13 protein-coding genes are annotated in these 12,419 nt (G+C 62.9%); 6 read left to right on the top strand and 7 right to left on the bottom strand.

What is annotated here, in order from left to right:
• The first annotated feature begins 64 nt into the window (after nt 1-64).
• The 6 genes from ACP7B9_RS08020 (at nt 65) to ACP7B9_RS07995 (ending at nt 6,507) form a co-directional block, all read left to right on the top strand.
• Nucleotides 65-838 (top strand): NUDIX hydrolase, encoded by a 774-nt coding sequence (locus tag ACP7B9_RS08020; protein ID WP_425862338.1) that lies wholly within the window; start codon nt 65-67, stop codon nt 836-838.
• Nucleotides 839-899: 61 nt separating this feature from the next.
• A complete protein-coding gene (gene nadA, locus ACP7B9_RS08015) occupies nt 900-2,228 on the top strand; it encodes a quinolinate synthase NadA (protein ID WP_425862337.1) in 1,329 nt (442 codons plus the stop codon).
• Nucleotides 2,221-4,047, top strand: coding sequence for an L-aspartate oxidase (gene nadB, locus ACP7B9_RS08010; RefSeq protein ID WP_425862335.1), 1,827 nt, complete (start codon nt 2,221-2,223; stop codon nt 4,045-4,047). Before nadA ends, nadB begins: the two co-directional genes overlap by 8 nt.
• On the top strand, nt 4,044-4,961 hold the full coding sequence (gene nadC / locus ACP7B9_RS08005; protein WP_425862333.1) for a carboxylating nicotinate-nucleotide diphosphorylase: 918 nt from the start codon (nt 4,044-4,046) through the stop codon (nt 4,959-4,961). Before nadB ends, nadC begins: the two co-directional genes overlap by 4 nt.
• Complete coding sequence (locus ACP7B9_RS08000) at nt 4,958-6,118, top strand: cysteine desulfurase family protein (protein WP_425862331.1); 1,161 nt, start codon at nt 4,958-4,960, stop codon at nt 6,116-6,118. Before nadC ends, ACP7B9_RS08000 begins: the two co-directional genes overlap by 4 nt.
• 95 nt (nt 6,119-6,213) lie before the next feature.
• Nucleotides 6,214-6,507: a DUF1540 domain-containing protein gene (locus ACP7B9_RS07995; RefSeq protein WP_425862330.1), complete on the top strand. Its 294-nt coding sequence runs from the start codon at nt 6,214-6,216 to the stop codon at nt 6,505-6,507.
• Nucleotides 6,508-6,520: 13 nt separating this feature from the next.
• Here the strand turns inward: ACP7B9_RS07995 and ACP7B9_RS07990 are convergent, their stop codons facing one another.
• From ACP7B9_RS07990 to phnC, 7 genes are all read right to left on the bottom strand, one after another.
• Nucleotides 6,521-7,042: a GtrA family protein gene (locus ACP7B9_RS07990; protein ID WP_425862328.1), complete on the bottom strand. Its 522-nt coding sequence runs from the start codon at nt 7,040-7,042 to the stop codon at nt 6,521-6,523.
• A 150-nt stretch (nt 7,043-7,192) separates the two neighbouring features.
• The gene (locus ACP7B9_RS07985; protein ID WP_425862327.1) at nt 7,193-8,041 is read right to left on the bottom strand and encodes a fumarylacetoacetate hydrolase family protein; all 849 of its coding nucleotides are present in this window, start codon (nt 8,039-8,041) and stop codon (nt 7,193-7,195) included.
• Nucleotides 8,042-8,070: 29 nt separating this feature from the next.
• Nucleotides 8,071-8,925: a MurR/RpiR family transcriptional regulator gene (locus ACP7B9_RS07980; protein WP_425862325.1), complete on the bottom strand. Its 855-nt coding sequence runs from the start codon at nt 8,923-8,925 to the stop codon at nt 8,071-8,073.
• An 11-nt stretch (nt 8,926-8,936) separates the two neighbouring features.
• Nucleotides 8,937-9,947 carry a metallophosphoesterase gene (locus ACP7B9_RS07975; protein ID WP_425862323.1) on the bottom strand — a complete coding sequence of 337 codons (1,011 nt, stop codon included), beginning with the start codon at nt 9,945-9,947 and terminating at the stop codon, nt 8,937-8,939.
• Nucleotides 9,944-10,780: a phosphonate ABC transporter, permease protein PhnE gene (gene phnE, locus ACP7B9_RS07970; protein WP_425862321.1), complete on the bottom strand. Its 837-nt coding sequence runs from the start codon at nt 10,778-10,780 to the stop codon at nt 9,944-9,946. Before phnE (ACP7B9_RS07970) ends, ACP7B9_RS07975 begins: the two co-directional genes overlap by 4 nt.
• Before the next feature lies 1 nt (nt 10,781).
• Complete coding sequence (gene phnE / locus ACP7B9_RS07965) at nt 10,782-11,582, bottom strand: phosphonate ABC transporter, permease protein PhnE (protein ID WP_425862319.1); 801 nt, start codon at nt 11,580-11,582, stop codon at nt 10,782-10,784.
• Nucleotides 11,579-12,388: a phosphonate ABC transporter ATP-binding protein gene (gene phnC / locus ACP7B9_RS07960; protein WP_425862317.1), complete on the bottom strand. Its 810-nt coding sequence runs from the start codon at nt 12,386-12,388 to the stop codon at nt 11,579-11,581. The genes phnE (ACP7B9_RS07965) and phnC overlap by 4 nt, the downstream gene beginning before the upstream one ends.
• Nucleotides 12,389-12,419: the final 31 nt, after the last annotated feature.

Below are 12,419 nucleotides of genomic sequence, written 5' to 3'. Positions count from 1 at the left end.
GACTTGATGGTCGTAGAATCAGTTCAAGTCAATATGACTCTAACTAGGGAAATTGGTGCAGGACATGGATCGGACAGCAGTCGCCGGAGCCTCAGGCTTCAGTGCCCCAGCCGGTAATGCCTCAAGTTTCAGCGCTGCCAACATCAGTGAGCGGCAGGCGCTGCCGCCCGCGCTGGCCATTTCCACCGTCATCTTCGCCCTGCGCCCCAGTGAAAACAGTGGCCGGCCAACCTTATGGCTGCCGCTGGTACGCCGCATTCGCGAACCATTCAAGGACCTCTGGGCCCTTCCAGGTGGGCCGCTGACACAGGCGGATTCCCTCCTCGATGCTGCGGCCAGAAACCTGCAGGACACCACGGGGCTGGCCCCCAACTATCTGGAACAGCTGTACGCGTTCGGCGGCCTGCACCGTTCGCCAAGCCAGCGCGTTGTCTCCATCGTTTACTGGGCGCTGGTTCAATCCACCCAGGCCGATCAGGCGCAGGAAACGGACAACGTCAAGTGGTTCCGTGCGGATGGGCTGCAAACGCTGGCCTTCGACCACAACGAGATCGTTGATTACGCCCTGTGGCGCATCCGGAACAAGATGACCTATGGGTCCATCGCGTACCACCTGCTCGGCGAAACGTTCACGCTGGCCCAGGTGCGCGAGGTGTATGAGGCGGTTCTCAACCGCAGTATTGACCCGGCCAACTTCCGTCGCCAGCTCAAGCAAACTGCCCACATCGAGCCCACCGATGAATTTCTTCAGGGCGGCAAGCACCGCCCTCCGCGCCTATACCGCTACACCGGCGAGCGCGACGGCGGCCAGCCCGGTGCACCGCCCACCCGCCTTTAGCTTCTCCCGCCTTTAGTACCCAGACCCCTAACGAAAACTGCCTCACATTTTGGAGCACACCATGTCATCCGTGAACACCACCATCCAGCTCATCACCCGCGAGCAAGCACTTCCGCTTGGCGTGCCCGGCCGTGCGCAGGAAAGTTGTGACGACGATCTGGCCAAGGGGCCCTGGGAATTTGATCTGGCGGAGGCGCTGGCCGGCACCCCCGGTTATGGGCCCGGCGCCTCTGACGAGGACGTCGCCCCGGCAGCCACGCCGCGGCAGGGCCAGTTGCCGCAGGAGTACAAGGACGCGTCCGGCGCCGAACTTGAGTCCCGCATCCTCGCCGCCAAGGCTGAACTGGGGGAACGCGTCGTCGTGCTGGGGCACTTTTACCAGCGCGATGAGGTGGTCAAGTTTGCCGACTTCGTGGGGGATTCCTTCCAGCTGGCCAACGCGGCCAAGACGCGTGACAAAGCTGAGGCGATTGTTTTTTGCGGGGTGCACTTCATGGCCGAGACGGCGGACATGCTTTCCGGCAGCCACCAGAGCGTGATCCTGCCGAACCTCGCTGCGGGATGTTCCATGGCCGACATGGCCGATCTGCCCTCCGTTGAGGCCTGCTGGGCCGAACTGGAAGCCTTGTACGGAACGGAGCCGGACGCCGAAGGCCGGGTCCCCGTGATCCCTGTGACCTACATGAATTCCTCTGCGGCGCTCAAGGCGTTCTGCGGCGAGCACGGTGGCATTGTGTGCACCTCTTCCAACGCGGCCACGGTGCTGGAATGGGCCTTTGAGCGAGGTCAGCGCGTGCTGTTCTTCCCGGATCAGCATTTGGGCCGCAACACCGCCAAGGCCATGGGGGTCTCGCTTGAGGAGATGCCGCTGTGGAACCCGCGACTACCACTGGGCGGCAACAGCCAAGACGTGATGGAAAATGCCAAAGTGGTGTTGTGGCAGGGTTTCTGCTCCGTGCACAAGCGCTTCACGGTCAAGCAGATTGAGCAGGCGCGGGTGGACTTCCCAGGCGTGCGCGTGATCGTGCACCCCGAGTGCCCCATGGAGGTGGTCGACGCCGCCGACGAGGCCGGCTCTACAGACTTCATTCTCAAAGCCATCCAGGCGGCCCCGGACGGCAGCACCTTCGCCATTGGCACCGAGATCAACATGGTCAACAGGCTTGCGGCCCAATACCCGCAGCACACCATCTTCTGCCTTGACCCGGTCATCTGCCCGTGCTCCACCATGTACCGAATCCACCCCGGATACCTCGCCTGGATCTTGGAAGGTCTGGTGGCCGGTGAGGTGTACAACCAAATCACCGTCCCGGAAGCCACAGCCGTCAACGCGCGCATTGCGTTGGAACGGATGCTGGCTGCCAAGCCCAAGAACATCGTTCATGCGTAGCGATAACTCGCACCTAATTGTTGTGGGCAGCGGCATCGCCGGGCTCTACGGTGCGCTCTTGGCCGCGGAATCCGGGATGCGCGTCACTCTTATGACCAAGGGCGAGCTGGCACAGAGCAACACTCACCGCGCCCAGGGTGGCATCTGCGCCGTCCTGGGTCCGGACGATGCCGCACCGGGCGATACTGTCGAAGCGCATATCGCCGACACCCTCAAGGCAGGCGCCGGGCAGTGCGATCCTGCGGCCGTGCGGATCCTGTGCTCCGAGGCGGCCTCCGACATCACCGCCCTAGAGCGCTTCGGCGTCACCTTTGACCAGGACCCCGCCAGCGGCAAACGGGCACTCGGGCTGGAGGGAGCCCATTCGGCCGCGCGGATCCTGCATGCCGGCGGGGATGCCACCGGCGCTGTCATTGCCGACGGCCTGATCGCGGCTGTACGGAGCGCCGCCCGGCTGGGGCTCATCACGGTCATGGAACACTGTTTCGTGACCGAGCTGTTGACCGCGCCCACAGAATCGGACGACGCCGGGACCCCGGCTCGCGCAGTCATCGCCGGGGCGGCGTATCGAGACGCGGGCGACGAACGGCGAACGTTGCTGGCAGATGCGGTCCTTCTTGCCTCGGGAGGTGCCGGGCAACTATTTGAGTTCACCACCAACCCGGCGGTTGCCACGGGCGACGGCGTTGCCCTCGCCTGGCGTGCGGGCGCAATCGTGGGGGATATGGAGTACTTCCAGTTCCACCCCACTGCGCTGGCCCTTGGCGGGAACTTCTTGATCTCCGAGGCCGTGCGCGGCGCGGGTGCCGTGCTGCGCGACGCCAAGGGCGATCGCTTCATGCCGCGCTACCACCCAGAAGGTGATCTGGCCCCGCGTGACGTGGTCTCCCGCAGCATTGCGGCTCATCTAGCCACAACTGCTGATGCAGAGGATTCCGCGTGCGTTTATCTTGATGCAACAGGCGTCGAGGAATCCCACGGTGCTGGGTACCTGGCTAGGCGTTTCCCCACGATCGATGCTGCCACCTCCGCCCTGGGTTTCGATTGGACCCGCGAATGGCTGCCCGTTACACCTGCCGCCCACTACTGGATGGGTGGTGTGGCCACCGACCTCCTGGGCAGGACCTCCGTCCCAGGCCTCTACGCCGCGGGGGAGGTTGCCTGCACAGGTGTCCACGGGGCAAACCGCTTGGCCTCCAACTCCCTGCTGGAGGGATTGGTGTTCAGCCGCCGGGCCGTCACAGCATTTGCGGATGCGGCTGCCTTCGCCGAAGGGGCAGCCTCCGGCGGATCGGGCGACTGGCCCGCGCTGGAGATCGAGCCTCGCCCTCTCTCCGGTGTGGCTCAATCGCAGCCGACGATGGAGCGAAACACGGACTCGGGGCAAGCTGAATCCCGACAGGCGCAATCTCGACACTCACTGAGGCAGCTGATGAGCCACCATGCCGGCGTTGGCCGCGACGCGGCTGGCTTGCAGCGGGCTGCAGAGGCGTTGGCGGAGCCGTTCCTCGAGCCCGATTTCTTTGGCGACCCGAATTACGACGCCGGCCCCGTTGCCCAGGAGTCGAGCCTGCCCAGCTGCCGCCAAGACGCCGAGGATGAAAACCTCCGTCTGGTGGCCAGCCTGCTGGTCCACGCTGCACTGGCCCGGGAGAACTCCGTAGGCGCACACTTCCGTGAAGATTTTCCCCAGGGCCCGGTTGCCCAAGATGCAAAGGCCGTTCGGGAATCTAACTTTTGGATCAACCCCAACGTGCTAAACCAGTCCGTCACACACCTTGCCACCGCCCAAAACCAGCGTGAAAGCGAAACAGTATGAACGCCGTCGCACCTGTCCTGAATACTGCCGCACCAACCCTTCCGGCACCCACCTTGCCGGAGCCCGCCGTCGCCGAGATTCTGCGCCGGGCGTTTGCGGAGGATGCCCCGTATGGCGATATCACCTCGGCCACGCTCCTGCCCGCGGCGGCAACTGCAACGGCATGGCTCGTGGCGCGGGAGCCCGGTACCTTCTCCGGCGGTGCCGTCTTCGAGGCTGCCATGAAAATGCAGGATCCCGCATCGCACGTGGAGCAATTCATTGCCGACGGCGCCACCTTCGTCGCGGGGGACAAGATCATGAGCGTCAGCGGCTTGGCACGCGGGGTGCTCACGGCGGAGCGGATCGCGTTGAATCTCACCCAACGCATGAGTGCCATTGCCACCCAGACGGCGCTCTATGCCGAGCTGATTGCCGGCACCGGAGCAAGGGTCACCGACACCCGGAAGACGACGCCCGGGCTGCGCATTCTGGAGCGCTACGCGGTGCGGTGCGGTGGCGGGCACAACCACCGGTTCTCGCTCTCGGACGCCGTACTGGCAAAAGACAATCACCTGGCTGTGCTCACCGGCGGAGATCCGGCCAAGCTGACGGCTGCGCTCGCAGGTGTGCGGGCCCAGCTGCCCCACACGGTGCACTTCGAGGTTGAGGTGGATTCCCTGGCACAGATCGAACCGGTGCTGGCCGCCGGCGTGGACACCATCATGCTGGACAACTTCACGAACGAACAGCTGGTTGAGGGTGTCGCACTCGTGAACGGCCGTGCATTGGTGGAAGCCAGCGGCAACGTGAATCTGCAGACTATTGCGGCCATCGCAAAGACCGGCGTTGACATTATCTCGGTGGGTGCACTCACGCACAGCGTCCGGGCCCTTGACCTTGGACTCGATATTGAGCTGAGTCACCCGTTGTGATCTTCCTCGACGCGGCCGCCACCACCCCGGTCCGGCGGGAGGTCATCGAGGCCATGTTCCCTTTCCTGACCAACCAGTTCGGCAACCCTTCCAGTCACCATGAACTTGGCGAACTGGCGGCGACCGCCCTTGCCGACGCCAGGGAGCGGTGCGCCGCGGTGTTAGGCGCCCATGCCGAGGAGCTCGTCTTCACCTCCGGCGGCACGGAGGCCGACAACCTCGCGCTGAAGGGGATCGCTTTGGCGCGCCAGGCCGAGGATCCGGCCCTCAATCGGGTGTTGATCAGCGCAGTGGAGCATCCGGCCGTGCTGGAATCGGCGAACTATTTGCACCGGGTTCATGGCTTCGTGGTGGACGTCGTGCCAGTTGATGCCAACGGGCTTGTGGATCCTGCCGTTTTCGCAGCGATGGTGGGGACTGGTGGTGTTGCGGTTGCCTCCGTCATGTACGCCAATAACGAGGTGGGTACGGTCCAGGACATTCCCGCACTTGCTCTTTTGGCTCGGGCGGCAGGGGTTCCGCTGCACACCGACGCTGTCCAGGCTGCGGGTTGGCTTTCCTTGGATGTGCGCGAGCTGGGCGTAGACGCACTCAGCATTTCCGGTCATAAGATGGGTGCGCCCAAGGGTGTCGGACTGCTCTATGTACGCTCCGGAACTCGTTATGAGCCGTTGATCCATGGCGGCGGACAGGAACGCGGGGCCCGCTCAGGCACGGAAAACGTGGCCTTCGCCGTTGCCTTGGCCACCGCAATAGGCTTGCAGGAAGCAGGCCGGGGCGCCGCCGTCGAACGCGTCACGGCGTTGCGTGAAAGCTTTATTGAGCATGTCCTGACCACTGTTCCGGCCGCCATGCTGACCGGTCACCGGACCCGGAGGCTGCCGAATGTGGCGTCATTTTGCTTCCCGGGAACCAGCGGGGAATCGGTGCTGCTTGAGCTGGAGCGCAGGGACATCATCTGTTCTTCGGGATCCGCCTGTGCGGCAGGTTCAGACGAACCGTCGGCCGTACTCAGCGCCATGGGGATTGACCGCGTCGTGGCACAAACCGCACTGAGATTCAGTTTTCCCGCCGATGTCACCCAAGCCCAACTCACTTCGGCAGGCCTTGAACTCACCGCCGCCGTAGGCAGAATGCTCCGGCTGGGTGGGAAATAGCTCCAGAAAATTTGCACTAATTGGGTAGCGGCTATTGGGCGTACTGTGAGAGAAATCGGGTCACAGGGGCCGGATTCAGCACAAGGGAGAACGCCATGACAGTCACAGTTCCAGTCACCGAATGTGCCGTTGCCAACTGCTCTTTTAACGATCACACCCATTGCGGTGCCGCCGGCATTACGATCGGCGGAAACGCTGATCACGCCCAGTGCGCCACCTTCATCGACACCGGCGTTCACGGCGGATTGCCGAAAGTCTTGGCTTCCGTAGGAGCCTGCCAGCGCTCGGAATGCTCGCACAACGAAAACCTCATGTGCGGCGCTTCCTCGGTCCGGGTAGGGCCCGGCGCGGATAACGCCGACTGCCTCACCTACGAGCACAGCAGCTAGCAGCGTCTACCGATTAACTCAGCGGGGTGCCGTCGCTAGGTGCGGCGGCGCTCGAGTTTGTGCTGACCCCGTGGCGGACTCGGCGGAACACCCAATACCGCAACAGCACAAAACGGGTCACCGCGGAGGCCACGTTACCCAACACGATGACCACCAATTCCACGCCGATCGAGGCGCCGGGGGAAACATGGTGCAGGACCCACAGGCTGCCGGTGGTGATGGCCAGCGCCAGGAGCATAACCCCGATCCCACGCTGTTGGTCACGCCACCACATGTGCCGGGTGCGCAAGCCAAAGCTCATGCGGCGATTCAGGTCGGTGTTCAAGATCGAGCACAGCACCAGTGAAATTGTGTTGGCCCATTGGGTGCCCACCGAGGGGCGGAGGGCAGCAAAAATAGCCATGGAAATTACTGTGCAGACCACTGCGACACGAGCGAATCCGCGCAACTGAGCCAGCAGCGCCGGCTTCTTGCGCAACCAAGCCAGGGGTGCAGCAAAGACCCCGCGGTCCGCATCTGTGGAAGCGGGGTTCACGGGGGCTGAATTTGGGGGCGCTGCTGTTGCCATAGGAGACCAATCCTGCCAGCTAAACGGTACAAAAACCCAATGCACGGCATGAGAGTTGGCTGACAGTTGGCGGCACCAAAACATGGGTGCCGCAACTGTCAGCCAAGAACCAACGGATTAGACGCCGGCGACCACGGGATTGCGCAGCTCGCCAATACCGCCCACGCGGCAGATGACCTCATCGCCGGGGGTGAGCTGGCGGCACTCGGCCGGGAAGCCGGTCAGGATGACATCGCCGGGCTGCAAGGTCATGAAACCGCTGAGGTACACAAGGATCTCCTCGACGCCCCAGCCAAGATCGTTGCTCGTGGCGGGAGCCAGTTCGGTGCCGTTGTGCACAATGCTGATGGCCACGCCGTCGTCCTTCAGGCCCGCAACAATCCACGGGCCAATGGGGGTAAACGTGTCGGGGCTCTTGGCACTGATCCACAGCTCGTCGGTCTTTTGCGCGTCACGGGCGGAGACGTCGTTGCCAATCGTGAAGCCCAGGATCGCCTCGCGAGCATTTTCCAGAGTCAGATTGCGTGCGGCCTGACCCACGACGACGGTCAGCTCAGCTTCGGGGTCGACGTAACCAACCGTGGGGCTTAGGACGATCGCGTCGCCGGGGCCAACCACCGAGCTGGCGGCTTTGTGGAACGCCTGCGGGGGAAGCGCGCGGCCGGAGGCTCCGGTGTTGTGGGCCATTCCGAAGACATTGACGGGGGCACACGGTGCCAGGAACGCGAACTGCTCCTGTGTGACGGTCGCGCCGAGTACCCAGCCCTCGCGGGTGGCGCTGTTCTGGTTGGCCGGTGATGTCGGGAACGGGGTTTCAACGACAGTCCAAACCTGGCCCTCCGGGCTCTCAAAATCGGCGGCATCGTTGCGTACGAAGAATTGTTCGGGCAGAGGAGAGGCGACTGCGCCTGCTCGTTCAGCATCGAGGGGGCGGACACGGGCAAGGCGGTACGGCGCATTAGTCATGAGGACATCCTACCTCCTGTTCTGGGGTGCTATTCATCAAGATTTCCGCTGATGACTTCCAGCGCCAATGCCTTGGCGGATGCAGCCTTTTCACCCAATTCCTCGGTGAGTGCCGCGATGAGTCCCTCCATGAGTATGGTTTGCGGGATTCTGCTCGTGACCGTGACCTCTTCGCGGAAACTAAGATCCCCCATGCCCACAACCAAGGAAAAATCTGCCATGGCGGCCAAGGGCGAACGTGCGAACGCCGTGATGACCACTAGCGTGGCACCGGCATCCTTGGCTGCCTGCGCCACGCGGAGTGTCGAGCTGTTGGCCCCGCTACCGCTGATGATCAGTAGTAGATCCGACGGGGAAAGCAGTCTAGCGGCGATCTGTTGGCCGATCACATCCAGCGGGGATTCCGCGGGCCGGCCAATGGCGCTCAGCCTGGCGGCCATATCCGCGGCTAGAGGGGCGGATAGCCCGTTGCCCACCACCAGCATCCGCCCGGCCGCCGCGATGGCCTGCACCGACCCGGTCACTGCGGCCGGATCCAAAAGGGCGGCCATGGTCGTCACTGCGTTGCCCACCTGGACGAAGGCATCGGCCACCATGCCGGCAGCACCCACAACCCTGGGGCGCTGGTCGGTATTGGCATACCCGGCGTCACGGGCCAACAAGACTCGTAGCTGTTGGTATCCGGAGTAGCCAAGACTCTGGCAGGTGCGCACCACTGTGGCCCGTGAGGCCCCGGCCAACTCAGCCACTTGCTGAGACGAGAGCTCCACGATTTGCTGGGTGTGCTCAAGGAACACGGCAGCCACGGCCTGTTCCGCGGGTAGCAGGGACGGCCGGGACGAACGGATATGGGCGACGACCTGGCCCGGGGCATGCTCAGTCACTGGTTGGCCTTTCATCGGGGCGCCGGGGATGCGGCGGGGAAATATGTGGGTGGTGTGCTTTCCGTAGCGACACGTTCTGCCGGTGTGGCGGCAATCCTCTTCGAAATGCTGGCGACGATTGCGCCACCCAGATCGAAAACAACGTCCGGGCTGACATCCTTGGGCAGGTGGAAGCGGAATGGCAGCGTTCGCACCCGGGCCACAGTACCTTGCCGGGAAGGTTCCGTGGCGGAGAGCGCACTGATCGTGACGAGGGTGCCGCCGCTTCCCGCGACCGCCCGCTCATGGCCGGGACTGGCCAGCACGTCATTGGAATTGACGATGCCGGAGGTTACAACCACCGGAATGCTTCCGGATTCGGTGGCAAGAACATCGCTCAGATGGTGGTGGTAATGGCCGCTGAGAATGGCCACGGTGTCCGTTCCGGCCAGAGCAGCTGCCAACTCGGCGGCGTTGATCAGCTCGATCCCGTGGTGCAGGGGAGTAACCGGCTCAACAGGCGGGTGGTGGATCACTACCACGCTGCCGTACCCATGATTCGTTGACAGCTCTGATTGTAGCCACGCCAGTTGGGCGGCATCAACGTGGCCGTGGGTGCGGTCAGGAACGGAGCTATCCAGGGTGATGATCCGGTATCCGGCGACCTCGCTCACGCCAACAATGGGCGCGTCCGGTATGGCAGAAGGTTCAGCAGCTGATCTCTCCACCTCAGAGCCGGGGTGGCCCGTGCCGAGCACCGCGCGGAAGCCGCCTCGTTGATCGTGGTTGCCCATAGCGTAAATCGCCACGGCACGGTGCCGGCTGGCAAAGTCTTCCGTCAGCGAACGCAGGGTGCGGTACGAAGCCGGGGACCCGTCGTCGGACGCGTCCCCGGACACCACCACAAGATCCAGCGGACCTACGTTCTCAAACGCCTCAAGTGTGTGGCGGTATGCGGCCACGGTGTCGACGGTGCCCTCGTGGAGTGCGCCGCCGTCCATGAGATGGGTATCGCTGAGGTGGAGGATACGCAGCGTTGTCATGAAGCCAGCCTAGGGGCCCGCCATGTGCCGTGGACCAGCTTGTTGCGGACGAGCCCGGAGACTTGATCGATCGCCATCGTGACCACAACAACCACGATGAGCAGCATGCCCACGGCATCCCAGTTGCGGAATTGCACATTGTCTTGGAGCATCTTGCCGATACCGCCGGCGCCGATGAGCCCCAGGATCGCCGAGGCACGCACATTGATTTCAAAGCGGTACAGCCAGAAGGAAAGAACCTCGGGGGCCGCGGAGGGCCAGACGCCCCAGCGGATCAGTGCCAGGGTTCCGCCGCCGGTTGAGCGGACGGCCTCCTTGGGGCCGGGATCCACTCCTTCGAAGGCCTCATACCCCCACTTACCCAAGGTGCCAATCGAGCCAACCGCCAGCGCCAGAGCGCCGGTGAACGGCGTGAGGCCGGTGACCGAGAGGATCAAAATCGCGATGACCACCTCAGGCACGGCGCGGATCACCGCAAAGATCAGGCGCAGGGGAGTATTGACAACACGCGGAGCCAGGCCCTTGGAGGCCAGAAAGCTCAAGGGAAAGGAGATGATAATGCCCAAGATGGTGCCAATCCATGCCATTTGGACGGACAGAATGGTGGCCTTGAAGGCTTCACCAAGTTTGCTCCAATCCGGCGGGAACAGCATCAGGTCAATGTATTTGATCAGTTGGGACGGGAAATCCGTCAGGGTCGACCACTTGATCTTGACGGACCAAAATGCGGCAACGATGATCAGGCTGACCACCAGCCACAGCGTGGTGCGCAGCCTCGACGTTGGTTTGACCGGACGGGCGGGGTGCTGCTTCTGGGCAAGTGTGCTCGCCACGCTATACCAACTTCTTTCGCAGCCAGGAGGACACCGATTCAAGCACCAAGACCAGCACCAGGATCTCCAGAATGATCAGGGACAGCTCGTGGTACCTGAAGAAGCTACGGACGTTGTCGATCAAGATGCCAAGGCCGCCGGCACCCACCAGCCCGATGACGGTTGAGGCGCGGATGTTCAGCTCGAAGGTGTACAAAACCTGAGATGCAAAGCTGGGTAGGATCTGGGGCAGCATGGCAGCCCGGTTGGCCTTGGGCCAACTAGCTCCAGCCGCAAGTGCGGCTTCCTGCGCGCCGGCGTCCTCACCGTCTAGGGATTCCGAAACCAGCTTCACGATGATGCCAATATTGAATAGCACCAGAGCCATGATGCCCGAGAGTGCGCCTACACCCACCACGGCCACAAGAATTGCGGCAAACAAGATGTCGGGAACGCTGCGGATCATGTTCATCACGAACCGCACACCTGCCAGCAGTCCCAGCTTGGGATTGGTGGCCCGCGAGGCCAAAAATGCCAGAGGAAGCGAAATTGCCGAACCGGTGGCCGTAGCGATCACGGCCATCTGCAGCGTCTCCAGGAGTGCCGGAATGGTCTTCGGGAAAAAACCGTAATCGGGCTGCAGTAACTGGACAATGTTGGTGGTGGCGTTGCGCCAGTTGGCCGCGATCGCCGGCACGTCAACCTGCACGCCGATCCCCGCCCAGATGGTGAGGGCCACAAGAAGTACGACGGCGGCAGCGGACTTGGCGCCATGGCGCGGCTTAGCAGGACGCCCGATTTTCATTACTACGGGGTTACTCACAGTTCGGCCTTGCTGCCGAGGACATCTTCGGCTGTCAGCGACCGACCGTAAATGTTCTCAAAGACCGACTCATCAGCGTCGGCCCCGGCACCATCAAAGACGACTTCCCCGGAACGAAGCCCGATCAGCCTGTCGCTGTAGCGACGGGCCAAGTCCAGAAAGTGCAGGTTAACTACAACCGTGATCCCCAATTCGGCGTTGATGCGCTGCAGATCGCGCATCACCACGTGAGAGGTGGGCGGGTCGAGGGAGGCCACGGGTTCGTCGGCCAAGATGACCTTGGGTCGTTGTGCCAAGGTGCGGGCAATGGCCACGCGTTGTTGCTGCCCACCCGAGAGGCTGGAGGCCTTTTCGTAGGCCTTGGGCACAATCTCGACCCGTTCCAAGGCCGCCATGGCGAGCTCGACGTCGTCGTTCTTCCAGGCGCCCAGCAAGGTGCGCCAAGCAGGCGAGTGATACAGTCTGCCCATCAGGACGTTGTTGATGACGGTGGTGCGCTTGGCAAGGTTGAAACTCTGGAAAACCATGCCAACATTGGAACGCAACTCACGCAGATCCTTGCCACGAAGCTGCGGGGCTCCGCGCCCGTTGAGCTGATGTGCTCCCACGGTGATGCTGCCGCTGGTGATGGGGACGAGTCCGTTTATGGAGCGTACCAGCGTTGATTTGCCGGCTCCGGAGAGGCCCACAATCCCGACCATTTCACCGGCTGGAACGCTCAAGTTGATGTTTTTTAGGCCGGTGAAGCCGTTGGGATAGGTCACGCAGACATCGTTAAAGCGGATATCCGCCCCGGTGTTCTCCATGGGATCTGCTTTCTTTTGCTGTAGCGCCAGC

It is taken from the genome of Arthrobacter sp. TWP1-1 (genome assembly GCF_049897845.1).
Lineage (GTDB): Bacteria > Actinomycetota > Actinomycetes > Actinomycetales > Micrococcaceae > Specibacter.
The sequence above is the reverse complement of the archived record's forward strand: the minus strand, read 5'-3'. Positions and strand labels throughout refer to the sequence as shown.

Coding starts and splice junctions, on each gene's coding strand:
- nadB (WP_425862335.1), top strand. CDS start 2,221: ATGCGTAGCGATAACTCGCACCTAATTGTTGTGGGCAGCGGCATCGCC.
- ACP7B9_RS07985 (WP_425862327.1), bottom strand. CDS start 8,041: ATGACTAATGCGCCGTACCGCCTTGCCCGTGTCCGCCCCCTCGATGCT.
- phnC (WP_425862317.1), bottom strand. CDS start 12,388: ATGGAGAACACCGGGGCGGATATCCGCTTTAACGATGTCTGCGTGACC.
- nadC (WP_425862333.1), top strand. CDS start 4,044: ATGAACGCCGTCGCACCTGTCCTGAATACTGCCGCACCAACCCTTCCG.
- ACP7B9_RS07995 (WP_425862330.1), top strand. CDS start 6,214: ATGACAGTCACAGTTCCAGTCACCGAATGTGCCGTTGCCAACTGCTCT.
- nadA (WP_425862337.1), top strand. CDS start 900: ATGTCATCCGTGAACACCACCATCCAGCTCATCACCCGCGAGCAAGCA.
- ACP7B9_RS07975 (WP_425862323.1), bottom strand. CDS start 9,947: ATGACAACGCTGCGTATCCTCCACCTCAGCGATACCCATCTCATGGAC.
- ACP7B9_RS08020 (WP_425862338.1), top strand. CDS start 65: ATGGATCGGACAGCAGTCGCCGGAGCCTCAGGCTTCAGTGCCCCAGCC.